Origin of the sequence: Streptomyces sp. NBC_00510, from assembly GCA_036013505.1 — a bacterium.
Classification (GTDB): domain Bacteria; phylum Actinomycetota; class Actinomycetes; order Streptomycetales; family Streptomycetaceae; genus Actinacidiphila.
In genome coordinates this window covers 9,949,086-9,967,406 of record CP107851.1, presented here as the reverse complement: position 1 = coordinate 9,967,406, position 18,321 = coordinate 9,949,086, and the positions used below count along the sequence as shown (strand labels likewise).

Annotated in this window: 15 protein-coding genes and 2 pseudogenes; 5 read left to right on the top strand and 12 right to left on the bottom strand. The window is 67.7% G+C overall.

All coding sequences use genetic code 11. From position 1 onward, the window contains the following. The first annotated feature begins 750 nt into the window (after positions 1-750). The gene (locus tag OG937_45510) at positions 751-1,155 is read left to right on the top strand and encodes a hypothetical protein (GenBank protein WUD78451.1); all 405 of its coding nucleotides are present in this window, start codon (positions 751-753) and stop codon (positions 1,153-1,155) included. A 109-nt stretch (positions 1,156-1,264) separates the two neighbouring features. Here OG937_45510 and OG937_45505 read toward each other — a convergent pair whose 3' ends face one another. The 3 genes from OG937_45505 to OG937_45495 form a co-directional block, all read right to left on the bottom strand. After that, positions 1,265-1,543 (bottom strand): hypothetical protein, encoded by a 279-nt coding sequence (locus tag OG937_45505; protein WUD78450.1) that lies wholly within the window; start codon positions 1,541-1,543, stop codon positions 1,265-1,267. 147 nt (positions 1,544-1,690) lie between these two features. After that, entirely contained in the window at positions 1,691-2,188 is a 498-nt protein-coding gene (locus OG937_45500; GenBank protein WUD78449.1) for a hypothetical protein, read from the bottom strand. Between the two features lie 859 nt (positions 2,189-3,047). Beyond that, on the bottom strand, positions 3,048-3,305 hold the full coding sequence (locus tag OG937_45495; protein WUD78448.1) for a hypothetical protein: 258 nt from the start codon (positions 3,303-3,305) through the stop codon (positions 3,048-3,050). Between the two features lie 365 nt (positions 3,306-3,670). Here OG937_45495 and OG937_45490 point away from each other — a divergent pair, with 365 nt between their 5' ends. Further along, on the top strand, positions 3,671-4,393 hold the full coding sequence (locus tag OG937_45490; protein ID WUD78447.1) for an SUKH-4 family immunity protein: 723 nt from the start codon (positions 3,671-3,673) through the stop codon (positions 4,391-4,393). A 68-nt stretch (positions 4,394-4,461) separates the two neighbouring features. On the opposite strand, the gene OG937_45485 is transcribed toward OG937_45490, so the two are convergent. Then, entirely contained in the window at positions 4,462-5,262 is an 801-nt protein-coding gene (locus tag OG937_45485) for a maleylpyruvate isomerase family mycothiol-dependent enzyme (protein ID WUD78446.1), read from the bottom strand. Between the two features lie 362 nt (positions 5,263-5,624). Between OG937_45485 and OG937_45480 the strand changes: the two genes are divergently transcribed. Further along, on the top strand, positions 5,625-5,747 hold the full coding sequence (locus OG937_45480) for a hypothetical protein (GenBank protein ID WUD78445.1): 123 nt from the start codon (positions 5,625-5,627) through the stop codon (positions 5,745-5,747). Between the two features lie 81 nt (positions 5,748-5,828). On the opposite strand, the gene OG937_45475 is transcribed toward OG937_45480, so the two are convergent. Beyond that, complete coding sequence (locus OG937_45475; protein ID WUD78444.1) at positions 5,829-7,022, bottom strand: barstar family protein; 1,194 nt, start codon at positions 7,020-7,022, stop codon at positions 5,829-5,831. A 104-nt stretch (positions 7,023-7,126) separates the two neighbouring features. Here OG937_45475 and OG937_45470 point away from each other — a divergent pair. Further along, positions 7,127-7,437: pseudogene (locus OG937_45470) on the top strand (hypothetical protein). A gap of 226 nt (positions 7,438-7,663) precedes the next feature. Here OG937_45470 and OG937_45465 read toward each other — a convergent pair. The 7 genes and pseudogenes from OG937_45465 to OG937_45435 form a co-directional block, all read right to left on the bottom strand. Continuing rightward, positions 7,664-8,266 carry a GPP34 family phosphoprotein gene (locus tag OG937_45465; protein ID WUD78443.1) on the bottom strand — a complete coding sequence of 201 codons (603 nt, stop codon included), beginning with the start codon at positions 8,264-8,266 and terminating at the stop codon, positions 7,664-7,666. Between the two features lie 411 nt (positions 8,267-8,677). Next, on the bottom strand, positions 8,678-9,574 hold the full coding sequence (locus OG937_45460) for a Bax inhibitor-1/YccA family protein (protein ID WUD78442.1): 897 nt from the start codon (positions 9,572-9,574) through the stop codon (positions 8,678-8,680). Between the two features lie 903 nt (positions 9,575-10,477). After that, the gene (locus OG937_45455; protein WUD78441.1) at positions 10,478-11,680 is read right to left on the bottom strand and encodes an epoxide hydrolase; all 1,203 of its coding nucleotides are present in this window, start codon (positions 11,678-11,680) and stop codon (positions 10,478-10,480) included. A gap of 1,086 nt (positions 11,681-12,766) precedes the next feature. Then, positions 12,767-12,954 (bottom strand): annotated as a pseudogene (locus OG937_45450) (arsenical-resistance protein). Positions 12,955-13,157: 203 nt separating this feature from the next. Then, the gene (msrA, locus tag OG937_45445; GenBank protein WUD78440.1) at positions 13,158-13,670 is read right to left on the bottom strand and encodes a peptide-methionine (S)-S-oxide reductase MsrA; all 513 of its coding nucleotides are present in this window, start codon (positions 13,668-13,670) and stop codon (positions 13,158-13,160) included. A gap of 575 nt (positions 13,671-14,245) precedes the next feature. Continuing rightward, positions 14,246-15,445, bottom strand: coding sequence for an epoxide hydrolase (locus OG937_45440; protein WUD78439.1), 1,200 nt, complete (start codon positions 15,443-15,445; stop codon positions 14,246-14,248). Between the two features lie 809 nt (positions 15,446-16,254). Continuing rightward, complete coding sequence (locus OG937_45435; protein ID WUD79083.1) at positions 16,255-17,586, bottom strand: aminotransferase class I/II-fold pyridoxal phosphate-dependent enzyme; 1,332 nt, start codon at positions 17,584-17,586, stop codon at positions 16,255-16,257. A 35-nt stretch (positions 17,587-17,621) separates the two neighbouring features. Here OG937_45435 and OG937_45430 point away from each other — a divergent pair, with 35 nt between their 5' ends. Continuing rightward, the gene (locus OG937_45430) at positions 17,622-18,293 is read left to right on the top strand and encodes a pyridoxamine 5'-phosphate oxidase family protein (protein ID WUD79082.1); all 672 of its coding nucleotides are present in this window, start codon (positions 17,622-17,624) and stop codon (positions 18,291-18,293) included. Positions 18,294-18,321 lie beyond the last annotated feature (28 nt).

Genomic DNA, 18,321 nt, shown 5'->3' with positions numbered 1-18,321 from the left:
CGGTCGGGTGATCTTCCGGCTTGCCGGGCATGAAGGCAGGGCCTCCTGCACAACTCGTGGGTGTCGAAGTCCATGAGCAACAGGAGGCCGTGGTGCCGCAGTCTTCCGCGCCGTTGACCGCCGCGTCCAACTCGCATGCCCGGTCGTGTGATTGCCTCGCGCACGCGTACGCCAACGCGGCCGATCGTCCGCAACGCGTTCCATCGGATATGACGGACGCCGAGTGGGCCGTGGTGCGGGAGTTGCTGCCGGTGCCGGGGTGGCTGGAGGGCAGGGGCGGGCAGCCGGAGGCGTACTGCCACCGGCAGATGGTCGACGCGGTCCGCTATCTGGTCCTACGTCGACGGGCCGTCCGGACTGGACATCGACCACGTCGTGCCCCTCGCGGAGGCCCGTCGAGGAGGGATCTTCACTGGTCCAGATGCCGCCGAGCGACGGGAACACAGATGACGCTTCGTAGCGGGTCAGGGAGGCCCGAGGTCGGTGCTGCATCACCCGCCCGAGCAACCCACACGACGATCGACGAAAACGTCGAAAGTCGAGCTGGAGGAACGAGAAACCCATGGTGAGCGCCTTGCACCTGCGGCAAGCGCAGCGCCGGAGGTCGCGCCGACTTCCGAGAGCCGACCCGTCGACAGCGGCTGAATTTGGACTCTGCCAAACGATCGTGTCCACGACATAATGCCGCCTGGTCTTCGAAGTGCCGGCGGGGAACGGGAGCGCCGGAGACGAATCGAGAGGGGAACGCGCATGTCAGCACGTCGGATCCTTGCAACCCTGGCCGCCGCGGTTCTGGCGGCTGGTGGACTCACTGCCATGACCACCACGCCAGCCAGCGCAGCAACCTGCCTGGGTACTGCCAAGAGCTTCAATCCCGTCGACAACGGGAACGAATACGTGTGGCCCACATCCGGATACGCCTACGCCACGTCCAACTGCAACGACATCAACGTCAAGCCGTCCATCGCAGCCGGCGGCGGGTTCGACTTCGTGCCCGTGCGCACCTGCTTCTACCCCACGAGCGGCAGCTCCTACTGCAATGCCTACCGCGACATCACAGTCGGAACCTGGAGTCTGGCAGCCACCGACGTCAAGGACGGCACCAGATTCATAGTGCAATTCGCGTGGAGCACCAAGGGATCGATCGCCTACTGACCTGACTCGTGCTGCTCTCCACGAGAGGCTCCGGCGCATCACACGCGCTGGAGCCCTTCGCCCAAGCTGCCGTCTGCACGACGTTGATACCGGCTTTTCGCCACTCGCGTCACAAGTAACCGGCGGAGGAGGCCAGCGACTTGTCCCTGGTCAAGCCGAGTCCTCCACTGACATCACGGTGGCGATCACGACTATCAACCACGACGCTGTCGCCCCGCGTGACCTCCTCCTCGACCCCGCCTGCCCGGCCGATGTCCACCAGGTCCTTCCCCGCCGCCCGGGCGGCGGGGACGAACCCGCGACGCAGGGAGTGGGAGCGCCACAAGCCTTCGACGTTGGCTGTGTCGGCTGCGGTCTCAATGACGTCGGATGCGGCGTCGGTCGTCATGCGCCCGGTCGGGTCTCCGATCTGCTGGCCCCGGCAGGTAGTAGGCGAGGCGATGCTGCCGTGCCTGTCGACGGGCTTCTCGGGCCCGGACGCACGAAAGCCCCCTCGCCGGCACATCACCCGGCAGGGGGCATCGCTACAGCGCAGTCAGTTGCCGTTACGGATCATGTCCAGTCGCTCGTTCATCGCGTCAACGTGATTCGTGCCGATCTTCAGCTCCGCCGTCATCTGGTTGATCTCATCCACATCCATCGAGACGGCGCCGTTCGTGCAGTGCGTAGCTGCCGAATTGAGATGCTCCAAGGCGAGGCCCCACGATGATGCCGCCTTCGCATCGGGCATGGGCTGACCGCCCTGGATGGTCTCGACATCTGATGTGAGTTTTGCGCACGACTCGGCAAGCTCGTCCAGGTCCGTGGCGCCCATGTGTGAGATTACGTCATCAAGGTCGTCGCTGATCGTGTCGAGATGATCCTGGCCTCCGTCGTCAAACCAGGCGTTCAGCTTCTCGGCCTTGGTGGGCGCGCTGGTGGCGGCTGAAGGGCTGGGTGCGGATGCCTCTGTCGTGGTGCTGCTACCGATGCCGCAGGCGGTGAGCGCGGCGGCAAGCAGGCAGGCGGCGATGGTTGTACCGATGTGGCGCATTGATCCCCCAAGGGCGTGTGGAGGCCCATTTGACCTGATCGTCCGGACTATCGAGGGCCGTGTTGCTGATTTGTGACGAATGCCCTGGTCTCGGGCATGGCTGTGCCCGGCCGCCATGGGGTGTGGCCGGGCATTTTTCGTCAGGCGGTGAATTGTCAATAGATGACGACGCGGCCCCGGACAGGGGCACACTCTTGTGCGCGACGCGGGCCGCTGCGCCTCGCTGCTGTACGTCCCCCGGCACGCGCCGGGCATACAGCTCCGCGGTTGACGTCGACGGCTCCTCCTCGTCCCCGCCCTCCGCAACCTCCTCCTCGTCGTACTCCTCGAGGTCGTCCTCCTCGGCCTCGGACTCGTCGCCCGGGACTCACTCCCACTGGCCCGCGCACCGTTCCGGCGCGCCTCCGCACGCAGTGCCTCGTCCGCCTGATAGCCGGCCAGGGCGCGCTCCACGTACATCTGGGCCGTCGTCCTGTCTGCAGGCCGCTCGGGCGCAGGCTCGGCAGCCCGGGCTTCGCCCTTCGCGCGGAGCCGCTCGGCGTGTATCGCCGCCGAGTCACGGACGGACGGGTCTCGGTGGTTCTTGATCGCGGGGTTGCAGCATGGTGGGTGCCTCCTGGGAGCGGTTGTCTCCGGTGTTCAGCATCCGAGGGTGTTCAGGCTGCAGTGTGGCCGTCATCTTGCTGGGGCGGCAGGGCGCGGGCGGGCGCGGTCGGCTTCCACGAGTGCGCAGGTGGGTGCGCCTACAGGTGCCAGCCGGCCTCCGCGTGGGCACGGTGGATCAGGCGGGAAGCCAGCAGGTTGCCGCGGCCGGCGGCAACCATCGCGGTGTCGTCCAGGACCAGGTGCACGACCTGGTTCACCGGCCGGTGGCCCGGGTCAGGCGGCGGTCGAGTTCGGCGTCCAGGTCGTACTGCTCGGCAGGAGTGGGGGCGTAGCCGTTCCAGGCATTCAGGACGGCCAGGGCCTGCTCGGCGCGCTCGGCCCGCTCGGCGGGGGTCAGCAGCGTGTCGGCCAGGCGGGCCAGGTAGGCCCGCAGCGACAAGCCCTCGGCCGCCGTGATCTCCGCGAGCCGTTCCCGGGCCTCGGCACCTTTTGTGATGGCGCACCCCAGCATGAGGGGTAGGGGTACGTAAAGACCACTCATCCCGTCCGGCGTCTCCGAAACCGGCTCCGGCCTCCAACGCCATAGCCGCCCCTTCACAGACACCTGAGAACCTGCCGCCACCCATCATGGCAATCACCGACCAGCAGCCAACTGCCCGATGCCGCCGCCGGGCGCGAGCAGACAGGCGAACCCAGCGACCGCCTCCGGCGACAGCTTCCGGCACCCACCCGACGGCCGACTGACGGCGACACCGCAGGTGGGCTCCGTCGCCGGTCAGCCCCACGACAGTGGGGAAATTCAGGGAGCAGGTCTGTCCCATCCCCGAGCGAAGGGAGAGGATCTTCAAGGCTCTGGCTGCAGCTTCCCTGACGATCTTGAAGACGCGCGGCATTACCGGAATGCTGACGCGTGTGGGGAGCAATGTTGCACGAAGGTGGGCGTTGGTCCAGGACGCCGTCGGGCGGGTGTTGTCACAACCCGTGTCGCGCCTGGTAGCCGACAAGCCTCGCATCCCTGTTGAGGTTGCCGATCGATGGGACATACCAGAGAGCGACCGAGTTGCCCTGCGCGAGTGGGGTTTGCCACAGATGCAAACCTTCACACCCCACTATGCCGGTACGTTCCCCACTCTCCTGCCCAACCGGGCAGGCAAGCACGAGCGCCGCCTGGTCAAGGACGGACAACAACTCTACGACCTGGGGCATTGGGGGACCGACCCGAGTAGCTGCGTGGCCGGTGTTGTTCCCGGAGAGGGCCGGGTGCTGTGTCTTCTCCCCGCGCCGATCACCGTTGACGATCTGCCGGAGGTTCTTCGGCCGTACAACCTGGGGCTTCGCAAGCCCGCGGTCTCCTTCTTCAGCTCCTCCGTCGCACAGTACGTCGAGACGGCCTGCCGGTGGCATGCGGCCCTACAGATCCTCCAGCAGATCGAGGAGCCTGAGTTCCTGACGGGAGAGGCGGAATACGTACGCCACCACGACCGTCTCTACTCGCTCGTGGAGCTTGTAGTGGATGCGGTAGGACGCATCGATCCAGCGGCGAACGCCGAACACCAAACCTCAGTCTGGATCGAACTGATCCGCCAGAACTCGGTGTGATGACGAACCGCACTCCCCCGAGTCGTGTCTTACTGGCTCGAGGCGCGGCCAACCGCCCCCGCTACGTTCTACTTCTCCTCCGGCTCCCAGGCGCGGAGCAGGTCGAGCAGCCCTGCGTCTCCGTCAACGTGCAAGGAGTCGGCCTGGATCCGGTCGTACAGGTAGAGGACCAGCTCACTGGCCGTACCGTGGACGGAGGCGCCGGCTGCGTCCGAGTCTTCGCCGGTCGCGGCGGTGGGCGCGGGAATGCAGGTGGTGCGTGCACCGTCGCCGTCGACGGTGAGGCGCCAGGAGCGGCCCTCGGCGGCGTGGAAGTCGAAGGCCGTGGGCTTGTGGGGCCAGGCACTCGGCGTTGCGCAGACGGTGAACAGGAACTCCTCCACACCGTCGAGCGCCAGCTCGACCGGCAGCGGCTGCGTGGCGCCCCCGGCGAGCTGGGCATCGTAGGTGTGCACCGCGGTCTCCTGGACCCGGTGTCGGGCAGTGCCGCCGGCGGTCTGCGGTGATTGCGACGCGGGCCACCACGTCCAGCAACCGCTCTCCGGTCCCGCCGCGCGCAAGGCGCCCAGCAGAAGCTGCGTCGACGCGTCCAGCCAGGCCAGCAGGGCCTCACGCTCCTGCGGCACTTCCAGCGCGGCGCGGGCGGCGACGGCCTCGGCCGGGGGAGCGTCGGCAGACCCCGCGTCGACGATGGCAGCCCAGAAACGGTCTCCCCCACCCAGGTGCTTCACCAGATCGAACAGCGTCCACCCGGGGCAGGTCGGCACCTGCGCGTCGAGACCGGGCGCGGCGGCGACCACGGCGCGGAAGGCGGTCGACCGTTCATCGATCAGTTGCAACAGGTCAGGGAACTCAAGATTCTTTGCCACGCCGGATGTCTATCACCGTGCTCCGGTGATCGGACAGCGATTTTCACAGTCGCCGCCGGTTGGCGATTGCGGACGTCCTCGCCTCCCACCGGACGTGTCGTACCCGGCACAGGTAGTGACAGTGCCGCCCACATCAGATCGAGCTGAGGCTGATCTCGAGCGGGAAAGGAACTGCGGTCTTCACGATGTCGGTGAAGACATCGCCGTCGCGGTAGAGCCCGGCGGCTGGATCGATCACGTAGGTATACACCAGGGGTACTCCGTTGGCTGTCTGCTCCACACGCCAGTAATCACAGCCCGATCGCTTACGAGCGAGCCTCGTCCAACTCGCCCAGGACACGCCCCCAGCCGTCCTCGCCCCCATGCTCGGCCTCCACACCAACACCCTGGTGAAGTGGCGCCGCCGCGCCGCCACCGACTGGACCCCCTACCTCGAAGCCCGTAGCACCAGCCGGGCACCGGGAGACGATACGACCGGGCCCTGATGGCCTGGCCGTTGCCCCACTCCGTTCCTTCTCCAGGTCAGGCGCCGTCTTCAAGGGGTCCGGGATTGTCCGTCGCCTCCCTCACTGGAGCACGACGGTGACGCCGTACTCGCGCAGGAGGTTCACGGTCTCCTCGAAGTAGGACGGGCCGCCGAGGTGGTGCAGGATGTGTCCGGCGAGGGCGTGGCGGGCGATGTCGGCGTGGTGCCACACGAGGGTGAACGGCGGGACGACGGAGGGCCCGCCGCACAGGTAGTCCTGCACCGAGTCCAGGTCTCTGCCGTAGTGGGCGCCAGGGCCGAGCAAGGCTTCGCCGAGTGCCAGGAGCAAGCCGGCCCTGTCGGTGACGTGCTGTCCGTCCAGGTGGTACGTCCCGCCGGAGAGGCCCTGCAGCCCGTACGGGCCGACGCGGGTGAGGTCCAGCCACTCGGACCGGCCCTCGGCGTCGAACTGTGCCCACTGGTTGGGCCGTGTGGGAACACCGTCGGACCAGATCTCCCAGACTGCGCGGGCGGCCAGGGTGGGGCGGTCGTCACCGGGGTCGGTGATGGTGACGTCGATCAGGGCTCCGCCGAGGACGGATGGGCGTGCCTCGACGGTGTCCAGGTCGAGGTGGTACCCGGTCATCGTCCGGCCGTGGTGGTCGAGGCACCAGAGCGTGATCGGGTCGCCCTCCTGCGGAAGGGGACGACACAGCAGGGCCAGAAGCGGTGCGGCGGGTTCGCAGCCGATCAGGTGCACGGGCTGGGTGGGTCGCTGCGGGCGCGGGGTGAGCAGGCCGTCAATGGAACGGCAACCGCCCGATGGGCTGTCCCCCCGGATCGAGGGGAACCACAGGTCGAACCGCGGGCTCGAAGGCAGCAGCTTGCCGCCCCAGTAGTCGTCCTCTCTGACGCCGGTGCCCACGACGATGTCCACGCGCCCGGGATCGCCCGCCGTGGGCCACTGGGCCAGGACAGCCGTGTCCTCCAGGTCCCAGTAGCGGGACGGCCCGCCGTTCGAGGGATCCACAGGCTCGATCGAGAGCATTCCGTCCCCCAGCAGCCGCACCGGTTCGGCGCTGTCCGTCACGGCTTGGACCAGCAGGCTCTCGCGCGGGCAGCCGCGCAGTGTCAGGACCTCTCGCGGCAGCGGAGGCGGGTCCATGAACAGGCCCTCGACCTCCGCGCACCGCCCCCACAGCACGCCCTCCTCCTCACCGTCGGTGTCCTCCCGCACCAGGAGATACCGGACCGGGAAGTCCCGCTCCCACCCCACATGGTCCTCAGAGCGCACGCTTCTCCCCTGCTACCAGGCTGTCTTGGCGCGCCAACCCTACGGCTCGCTGACGCCGAAGCCCTCCGAATATCGCTTGCTTGGAATGACGCTCCCCGCCAGTCGGCGCCTCACAGTGGACCGCGGCGCAGCGCCAGGCCTACGCCAACGACCTGGACGAGCCGCGGGCGCTGGTGGGGTCACCGCTCGCAGCAACAGATCCAAGTCGGACAAAGACGTTGCAGAGTGGCTGCCGCCGGCCGCAGCCGCGCGATGCCGGTACCTGCTCGACCGGGTGACCGTGAAGACCCACTGGCACCTGGCGGTCGACGACATCGAACGCGACGCCCTGGTACGCGAAGCCTCAGCGTGCCCGCGTACCCATCGTCACCACACCGACGGACACCCCACAGCCGAGCTGACCTCTACGGCGTGAGGCGGTGGCTGCGCCGGGGGCCGGCGATGGAATCCTGGGCACCGGCCGCCGCGTGCACGCCCGAAGGCAGGCCGGATACGTCCGCAGGCCCTGCCCCCGTGTGGGGCAGGGCCTGGGTTCCCAAGGCAGCGGCACAAGGGCGGACGATCATGCTCTTGCGCCAACCAGTTGGTAGGTACGTGGTCTGTGGTGGGCAATGATCCTAGTCCCGTCGCATTCGCGGGAGTTATTCCAGCGTGCGCCAGAGGTTGTCGAAGGCAGCCTGCTCGATGGCGCGTCGTTGTTGCTCCGCCTCCAGTTCCTCCAGCGCGGTACGGATGGAGGCCAGCACTGTCTGCACCGCGTAATCGGTGATTTCGGTTGATTCTTTAGCCTGGTCGTGGTCGATACCCAGGCTTTCAGCGAGAGCGAGGAGGACGGGCTCGGCATGGGCCCAGCGCGTGGTCGCCCGGTGGCGAAACGGTGAGTTGACCAGAGATCCGTGCCCCTCCCGGAAGAGACGGCCGCGCTCTCGCACGATGGTTCCCTGTGCTTCCAGTGCGACCACGTATGTCTCCGTCAGGGTCTTGCCTCTGCGCCACAGCCAATCACTTACCAGCTCGTACGGCTCGTCCATGACGAATGAGGCGGCAGCCTCGGTCAGGAGGGGATCAGCCGGTTCCCCTAGATGGCCCGGCACGATCCGATCCCCGTCCAGCCGGATAGTCGGGGCCTTGAGAAGGTCGATCAACTCGGCTCCCGCGAGCGCGAGCGACAGCCCACCTGATGCGAGCGGAGGCCCGACTTTCACGTCCAGGACGACGATCAGCAAGTCTTGCGGTGTGGTCATGAAAAGCTCACGTCCAATGGGTCGTAACCCACGACGTCAAGTGCCGCCGGGGATGTGCTCGTTGTGTTGGTTGAGCTGTTGACCTGCCGCATCCGGCCGCTGAGGGCCAGAGCTCGGCCGGGATCCGCATCGCGGGCCTCGTCCTGGCGAACCCTCACACGCAGCAGGCCGCAGAACTCGCTGATCACTTTCTTCCCGCCAGCGACGGCGTCGGAAGAACGCATAGACACCGCCCAGGATGGACAGTCGACGGGTACGGCCCGCCACTTGATGCCGTTGTCGGCGACGGTAGCGGATCGCGTCGTTCATCTGCCGGTGGCAGTATCCCTTCCGCTGCCCGCCCGATCGAAAGACGGACCGGGAAGTCACACTCGTTCTGATACTCACCGTGATCGATGGAGCAGCGGCTTCTCAGGCCGACTTGTCGCCGCCGTTCAGGATGGAGAACAGTTGCAACGCCTCCACGTAGATCCACACCAGGGTCAGTGTGAGTCCGAAGGCCGCCAGCCAGGACTCCTCGCGCGGGGCTCCGTGGGCTATGCCGTCCTCGACCTGCTTGAAGTCCAAGGCCAAAAAGCACGCGCCGAGGATGATGCCGATGACGCCGAAGAGGATGCCAAGGCCACCGCTGCGAAGGCCCAGGCCGTCACCACCGGCGAAGGCGGAAATCAGTAGGTTGGCGACGGTGAGCAGCAAGAAGCCCATCGCGGCTGCCATCGCGAAACCGTAGAAACGTCGGGTGACGCGAATCCAACGTCTCTTGTATGCGATCAGCGTGCCGGCGAGGACCGCCATCGTGCCGAGCACGGTCTGGATCACTACGGCGGGGCTGATGTAGGTGGAAGTGACGCTGGAGATGACTCCGAGGAAGATGCCTTCGAACGCTGCGTACGCCAGGATCAGTGCCGGGACCGGCTTGGCCTTCAATGTTTGGGCGAGCGACAGGCCAAAGGCCAGCAGGGCGGCTCCGATCGCGATGCCGTACGACGTGCCCAGGCTGGCCTCATCGACAGGCAGCAGCACCCACGCAAGGACGGCGGCGAGCACAACCATGCCAAGTGTCATTGCCGTCCGGGCGACGACATCGTCGATGGTCATCGCAGTGCCGCAGACCTGCTGCAGAGCAGCGGGCCCGGCGTCAGGCGCAGCGTCCGCGCTCTGCACGGTCGCGCTCCGGCTGGCCGTGCCCTGCGCGTAGGGGTTGTCCGCGGCAGAGCCATCGGCGTGCGGCTTTTGCTCGTTGAAGCCCGCGCAGGTGTTGCCGCGGTTGAACACCCCTCGCGAGAAGACAGGATTGCTGCTCTTCATCTCACTCATTCCTCTGTGGTTGCACCCCCGGTCCGGTCTCGATATGGATCTGGAGATCCGAGTACTGGTCCTGTGGGATGCCCCAAAACGGCTTTCATCGATGACATGTGTCACAGGTGCCGGCGGCTCACCGTCGCCCGCGGTCGGGTGCCTCAAATCTCCGGAGGGCGCGAGACGACCACATTGGGTTGACGTGCCCTTGTGTTCAATCTCGGCCACCAATCACCCTTCGCCACCCGCTCGAGTGGTGACGACTCATTTCGGGTGATACATCACCCCACCCAGGAGGGTCAGGTCAGATCCATTACGCACTCTTCTCAACCGCCCGGGCGAGCAGCGCGGTGGGCCGGGCGGATGATGGGCGGCGATCTGCCGGGATCTCAGTGGAGAGCCTCCGGCGGCTGATCGGGCCAGGGGCGGAGCTCCGCGGCCGCCTTCGGCCCGGGTGGTTCGTCGCGGTCTCCGGCTGCCTGCAGGGCAGCGGGCGCTCTTCGGTGCCGGAGTCGCACACTGTCGTCGCAGCGTCAGCTCGCCGACCAGATCGTGCACGGGCCGATACGGGCGACCGTGCCGGAGTCGGCCGCGCCGTCCTCCTCCACGATCGCACCTTGTGCCCGTACGGGAAGCATCAGGCCGCGAGCACGTGGAATGTGCTCGGGTCGAGCGTTTCCCGAGGCACCCGCTGAGCATCGCGCGCCGACAAACAGTGCCTTCGCCCGTGTGGTCGAGTACGGCACCCCCAAGCCCGGTCGGCTCCTCGCCGGCGAGGGCTGGTAGTCGGCGTGCAGGATGGACGCGGCGCGCGGTGTGTCCGCGTGCCCTGGGGCGGCTGAGCGATTCGGGGCCGAGTCCCTCAGCCGCCCCGGGGGGCTAGAGCCGGTGCATCAAGTAGGGCACGGCCTGCTAGCGAAGGGACCGGAAGCCCGCGCGGAGCTCGTTCACGAACAGGGCCGGCTGCTCCCAGGCAGCGAAGTGGCCGCCCTCGTCGAGCCTGTTGTAGTGGACGAGGTTCGGGTAGGCCCGCTCGGTCCAGGTCTTCGGGGGCTGGAAAAGCTCGTCGGGGAAGACGCTCACGGCGACCGGGAGCCTGACGCCCTTCGGCGCGAAGAACGGGGAGATCCGGTTCTCGGCGTAGAGACGGGAAGCGGAGATCGCGGTGTTCGTCAGCCAGTAGAGCGTGATGTTGTCCAGGACGTCGTCCCGGGACAGGCCCTCGGTCACCCCGTCGAAGGCCCGGGAGATCATCTCCAGACTGGCCGCGTCGTGGTCGAGCAGGAAGGCCGCCAGACCGACCGGAGAATCCGCCAGCCCGGTCAGCGTCTGCGGGCGGGAGGCCATCATGTAGGCGTAGTAGACGTGCTTGTAGAAGAAGTCCAGCTGCTCGACAGCACGCTTCTCCTCGTCGTTCACCAGAACCACGCCGGGCGGCAGGGGGTTGCCGGCCGACACGGCCTGCTCGATGACGGGCGGGAACACACACGCCAGATTGGTGTGGATACCGACGAGGCCCTCGGGCTCCTGCACGCCCATCATTTCGGTGATGAGCGCACCCCAGTCGCCGCCCTGCGCAACGTACTTGGTGTAGCCCAGGCGCTTCATCAGTTCGGCCCAGGCCTGGGCGATGCGCTCGGGGTCCCAGCCGGTCGAGGTCGGCTTGCCGGAGAAGCCGTAGCCGGGCATCGAGGGGATCACCAGGTGGAAGGCGTCCGAGGCGTCGCCGCCGTGGGCGGTCGGGTTCGTGAGCGGCTCGATGAGCTTCATCTGCTCGATGATCGTGCCCGGCCATCCGTGCGTGATGATCAGCGGCAGGGCGTTCTCGTGCTTCGAGCGGACGTGGATGAAGTGGATGTCCAGGCCGTCGATCTCGGTGATGAAGTGCGGCAGGGCCTTCAGCTTCGCCTCGGCCTTGCTCCAGTCGTACTCCGACGCCCAGTACCGCGCCAGCTCCTGAAGGGTGGCCAGCGGGGTGCCCTGGGACTGGTCGGCGACGGTCTCCTTCTCAGGGAAGCGCGTCGCGGTGATCCGCGCGCGCAGGTCCTCGAGCTCCGCCTCCGGGAACTCGAACGTGAACGGACGGATCGCATCCCGGTCAGGGGTGACGGACATGTTGATCTCCACGATGTCTAAAGTGATTTGCAGAAGGAGGTGGGATTTGACGTCGAGTTCGCAGACGTATCCGCACGTTGTCAATCCCGCTTGCCGGCGCTGCGGGCCGAGGCCTGCTCTGCCTTCCGGCGCACTTCCATGATGGGCCTGGGTTGCCACATCGGTAATCTGGAAAATGACCTAGATTCCGCAGTGGCGGTGATGTTTTTCCTAGGTAACGTGACGTGGTCCCGTCGGTAGGCTTCAGAGCAGTCATGTGACGGAATCCCGCGGTCGCCACCGTGGTGACGGGCCGGCAAGGGAGTTGCCGCTTCATCGCGTGCGGTCACGAAGGGGATCACTTATCGGGGCGGCGCCGGAACTGCCCCGTGTTTCCGGCCCCTGCGCCGGCGCCCGGCGCTATGGACGGGCAGAAATTCTGCGGTCCTCGGCCGCGACCCAATGACTGCTGGCGCCTCTGACAGCCGACGAGACCGTATTCGTACGTCTGTGGGCGCCCGCGCTTCGGCTTGGGAGTCCGTCGGCTGCCAGGCAGCAGAGCGTTGCGAGGGCGTGGTGTTGGGCCGACGGCCGTGAACTGCACAGCCTGGCCCCGGACCTGGACGATGCGCGCAGGCTCCGGGGCGGGTTCCGCTTTCCGTGCCTCCCCTGAGCCCTCCTGCTCTGGTCCGGCCGCACGACGGAAACCGTAGGGCAACCAGGGCAGTTGCACGGCCAGGCGACAAGTACGACGGTGTCTGCACCGGACCCCTTGGCGAAGGGCTTTCAGGCTCGGCGGTGAGCCGCCGACACAGCTTGGCGGCCGCCCACTCCCCCAACGCACCGCCAGCGGACCCAGACCGAACGAGGACAGCGGGCGCAGCTCGGTTGCAACAGCGCCCTTGCAACGCCATGAGGGTCCCTGCCTACTTTCCGGCGGGGACCCTCACGTGGACACGACGCAACCGTCATGCAGTCAGACACTGCCCGGTGCGCCGCAGGGAACTTGGCGAACGCTCGATTCCGACCCGTTGCGTGAAGGGCGGAAATTACGAGCCACTCGGGCCTCCGGGCTTGCGCCCGGTCCACCGGTGCTGAACGGCCTGGTTCGAAATTGTTGCCGGCCATGATGAAGGCCAGCGTCGCGGTGCAGTCGTAGGTGAGTCCGACGGCCTCGCTCAGGGCGAAGGTTTCGGCCCGCACGAAGGCGACATACCCGCGCAGGGGCAACGCGATCTGTGCACCGTCCCGGAGGTGATGGTCTTGCGCTGCGCTGCAAAGAGGATGACCAGCGTGGTCCAGGGCCGTACTTTGAGGTCGAACTTCTCCTCGCGCCTGGGTTCGACCCCGTCCTGTGCTCGCCTACGTGCCGGGGAGGAACCCGGCCACGTCAGCTGGAGGAGTGCGATGCCCGCCGCCCAGGTGGCCCCTGGTGCGGGGCGCCCGCCTCCAACGCGCCGCGGGTGGCGAGGCTTTCATCGAGGCCGAAGAAGCCGCCTCAGGCGCCTGCCCGTTTCGGCAGCCGCCAGTTCGGGCGCGGAAAGTGACAGGTGTAGCCGTCCGGATAGCGTCTCAAGTAATCCTGATGCTCCGGCTCGGCTTCCCAGAATGTGTCGGCCGGCACGACTTCGGTCACCACGTTTCCCGGCCACAGGCCAGATGCCTCGACGTCCGCGATGGTGTCCTCAGCGATCCGCCGCTGCTCGCCGTCGAGATGGAAGATGATCGAGCGGTAACTGGCGCCGACGTCGTTTCCCTGCCGGTTCTTCGTCGTCGGGTCATGGATCTGGAAGAAGTATTCCAGAATGGCGCGGTAGTCGGTGACGGCAGAGTCGAAAGTGATCTCGATCGACTCTGCATGATTTCCATGGTTGAAATAGGTCGGATGGGGCATGTCGCCGCCGCTGTATCCCACCCGAGTACTCACGACGCCGGGGAGCGTCCGGAGCAGATCCTGCATGCCCCAGAAGCAGCCGCCCGCAAGCCATGCCTTTTGCTGGAATTCAGTCATCCCTGTTCGTCCTTCTTCCATGTTCGGGAACACACGCACATACCGGCCGATGTCGGCCCGAGGCAACGGCCCGGATACGTGCTTCTCGGCAACTCACGCGCCCCGGCATCACCGTCCGCGGCGCCCATGACCACGCCAAACGCGTTTCCGGCCACCCGTGGCAGCAGACGCGGCGGCTTGCCGGGGCGCTTCGGGGAACTGTCGGAAGCCGTCCGGGCATCACAAGGACAACACCGATCGGTTTGTCCGGGTGTACCGCAGGCGGCAGGCTCTGCCCACCTTCTCCAGGGCGTCGCATCTGCGCCAGAGCGCCGAGTTCACGAAAAGGACGGGTCCCGCGCTCCGGTCCCCTGCTGTCGGGGCGCGGGGCCGGAGCCGGGGGGTGCGGGACCCGCCGTTTGAGGGGGCCGTATGAGAACCGGCCCGGTACCCGATGTTCAGGCGTTCGCGTTCGGGGTGCTCGTGGACCTGGTGCGTAGCGTGGCCGCGTGGCCCGGGGCGGCCAAGTAGCTCGAAGAGGAGCCACTCGGCCGCCCGGCGGGTTGGGGGTCCGTGCAGTCGTTTGTTGAGACGAATTACCGCAGGGAGCGGAAGCCCGCGCGGACCTCGTTCACGAGCTGCTCAGGCTGCTCCCAGGCGGCGAAGTGGCCGCCCTCTTCGAGCCTGTTGTAGTGGACGAGGTTCGGGTACGCCTGCTCTGCCCAGCTCTTGGGGGCCTGGTAGACCTCGTCGGGGAAGACACTGACGGCGACCGGGAGCTTGACGCCCTTGGCGCCGAGGAACGGGGTCTTGTTCTCCGCGTAGAGACGCGCTGCGGATATGCCCGTGTTCGTCAGCCAGAAGAGCGTGATGTTGTCCAGGACGTCGTCTCGGGTGAGGCCTTCGGTCTGTCCGGCGAAGGCCCGGGAGATCATCTCCAGGCTCGGCGCGTCGTGGTCGAGCAGATAGGCCGCCAGGCCGACGGGCGAATCCGCGAGTGCGGCCAGCGACTGCGGGCGCGACGCCATCATGAGGAACTGGGCGATGTTCTGGTACAGGTGGCCGACCTGCTCGACCGCGCGCTTCTCCTCATCGTTCGCCAGAACGACGTCGCGGGGCAGCGGGTTGCCGACCGCAAGCGCCTGCTCGACAGCGGGCGGAACCGTGCCGGGCAGGTTGACGTGGATGCCCACCAGTCCGTCGGGCTCCTGCACGCCCATGAGGTCCGAGATGATCGCACCCCAGTCGCCGCCCTGCGCGACGTACTTCGTGTAGCCCAGGCGCTTCATCAGCTCTCCCCAGGCACGCGCAATGTGCTCGGCGTCCCAGCCGGCCGAGGTCGGCTTGCCCGAGAATCCGTAGCCGGGCATCGACGGGATCACCAGGTGGAAAGCGTCCGAGGCGTCGCCGCCGTGGGCCGTCGGGTTGGTGAGCGGTTCAATGATCTTCAGCTGCTCGATGATCGAGCCGGGCCATCCGTGGGTGACGATCAGCGGCAGAGCGTTCTCGTGCTTGGAACGGACGTGGATGAAGTGGATGTCCAGGCCGTCGATCTCGGTGATGAAGTTCGGCAGGGCCTTCAGCTTCGCCTCGACCTTGCGCCAGTCGTACTCCGTGGCCCAGTAGCGCGCGAGTTCCTGCATCGTCTCCAGCGGCACGCCCTGCGAATGGTCCGCGACGGTCTCCTTCTCGGGGAAGCGCGTCGCCTCAATGCGTGCACGCAGCGCCTCGAGCTCCGACTCAGGGAACTCGAACGTGAACGGACGGATTGCGTGCTGATCGGGGGTGACGGACATGGTGTCTCCTTGATGTCTGCGTTATTTGCAGGAGAAGGCGGGATTTGACGCCGAGTTCGCATACGTGTCCGCGACTCGTCTCTCTCGCCGGCCGGCGCTGGGACCGTGTGACCAGACCCTGCTTTCCGGCGCACTTCCATGATGGTCACGAGATGCCGCCTCGGTAATCTGGCACGTGACCTAGATTCCGCAAGGGCGGTGTCGTGCTTCCTCGGTAACCTGACGCGGTACATCGTTGGTGTCACGGCCAGTCATTCGACTTACTGAGCACTTTCAGCCTTGCCGCTCCACGGTGAGCACTGCTGCGGCGATTGACGAACATTCCAAGACTTCATACGGGCGACGCCTCGTTCCACCGAGTCCCGGCGCCCCACTGCCGACGACATGGTCGCGCCCAGCGACATACCTCAGACGAACCGCCCCGTCTGACCCGTACGGTCAGCCGGATGGCGAAGGCGCCAACCACCCCTGTCGGCGCGTGAAGTGTGCGACGAACCGGGACGTGACGTCGTTACCGGGCGCAGCAATGGTGCGCCTGCTGTTCCGGGATCGCCACGCTCAGGCAGGCTCTCGGCACCGGTGCCTGGCCTGCGGGGCCCGCAAGCCGTGGGCGGATGCCGAAGGTCGCCGCACATGAGGTGGTCCGGGTGCACGGCGTGTCCGGTAGTTGGTCCCGGCAGTAGATGCCGGGGCAGTTTCCTGGCAGCGGCTATCGCCCGGTGGGCGGCGGGGATGACGTGGCCGTTTCAGCATCAGGTGCTTCGGGGGTGCTCGCCGGACGCCGCCGGTCCAACGCCTTGCGTCGCTTGTCAGCCGAAACGCGCGGTGCGGTGCGGGCGGATCGTGGCGGCGATTGCGTCGGCCAGTGCCGGGACCTCGTCCGCCGTGAGGGGCGAGATGGTGATGCGGATGCCGGGCGGCGAGGAGAGCCGGAAGCGCGCGCCAGGTGCGACCGCCCAGCCTGCCTGCAGCAGTCGGGTCACCACCCCGGTCTCGTCGGGTACCGGGACCCAGACGTTCATGCTGCTGCGACCGTAGGCCGTGATGCCGCGGTCGGCCAGCGCCCGCACGAGACCGTCGCGGCGCGCAGCGTAGGCGGCGGAGACCGCCGCGACGTTCACGGCGTCGGTGCGCCAGAGGTGGGCGACGGCGTGCTGGAGCAGATGGCTGACCCAGCCGGGCCCCAGGCGGTAGCGGCCGCGGAGTCGGCCGAGGGTGAGGGCGTCGCCGGTGAGGACGGCCAGGCGCAGGTCGGGGCCGTATGCCTTGGCGGTCGAGCGGACGAGCATCCAGTGCGGGGTGCTGCCGGCGAGCGGGTGGAGCGGCAGTTCGGTCAGGCCGTGCACGTGGTCGTCGTCGATGACGAGGACCTGCGGGTGGTCCGTAAGGATGGCACGCAGGTCCTGGGCGCGGGCGGCCGAGATCGTGGCGCCGGTGGGGTTCTGGCCGCGGTCGGTGACGATCAGCGCCCGCGCGCCCTGCCGCAGGGCGGCGTCCACGTCGTGCGGCAGCGGGCCGTCGTCGTCCACGCCGACCGGGACCGGCCGCAGCCCGAGGGCGGGGACGAGGTCGAAGACGCTGCCCCAGCCCGGGTCCTCCACCGCCACCGCGTCCCCCGGCCGCAGATGGGCGGTGAGCGCGCGCTCCATGGCGTCGAGCGATCCGGAGCTGAGGCCGACCGGGCCGTCGGGGACGCCGTCGGCGTCGAAGGCGGCGCGGGCCAGACGGCAGAGCTCGTCATCGACTGGGGCCTGGCCGTACAGCATGGGTTGCCGGGCGTTGCGGGCGGCTGCCTCGGCCAGTGCCACGCCGAGTGGGGGGAGCAGCGCGGTGTCCGGGTTGCCGGTGGACAGGTCCCGCACTCCGGGCGGCACCTCCAGGCGGATCTCGTCGTGCGTGGTGATGGAGGGGCGGGGCCTCACCCGGCTGCCGCGGCGGCCCGCGGTCTCGATGACGCCGCGGTCGCGCAGCAGGCGGTAGGCGGCGGCGACGGTGTTGGGGTTGACGCCGAGTTCGGTGGCGAGCTCCCGCAGCGGTGGGAGTACGGTGCCCGGCGCGAGCGTGCCCTGTCCGATGGCCTGCTCGACGCTCGCCGCGATCTCCATCGCGCCCCGACCTGTAAACGTGTACTCTCCTATCACAATATCCATTATGCGCTAGTGCAAAGGACCGCGCTATACCTCCCCCGTCCTCCGCCGGTGATGCCTACGCTGCGACTGACCGCACGGTCCCGACCCGCAGCCGCGAGCGCGCCTCGTACGACCGCGACCTGGTGCACGCGATCCTCGACGCGGACTACCTCTGCCACCTCGGCTTCGTCCGCGACGGGGCACCGGTCGTGCTGCCGACCCTCTACGCCCGCGTCGGCGAGCGGCTCTACGTGCACGGCTCCACCGGCTCCCGTCCGCTGCGCGACGCAAGCGAGGACACCGGGCTCCCGGTCTGCCTGACCGTGACGCACCTGGACGGACTCGTGCTGGCCCGGTCCGCCTTCCACCACTCGATCAACTACCGCTCCGTGGTGGTGCACGGCGTGGCCCGCCAGGTCACCGACCCCGCCGAGCGCTCCGCGGCCCTGGACGCCCTCGTCGACCACATCGTGCCCGGCCGCGCCGCCGACTCCCGCCCCGCCAACGCCAGGGAACTGGCCGCCACCGCCGTCATCGCCCTCGACCTACACGAGGTCTCGGCCAAAGTGCGCACCGGCGGCCCCGGCGACGACCCCGAGGACCTGACGCTCCCCCACTGGACGGGCGTGCTGCCGGTGACCCGCTCCTACGGGACGCCCGAACCCGCCCACGACCTCGACCCTTCGATCGCCGCCCCCGGCTACCTCACGGAACGTTGAAACGAGTCGCACGCATCGCCCCCCGTGA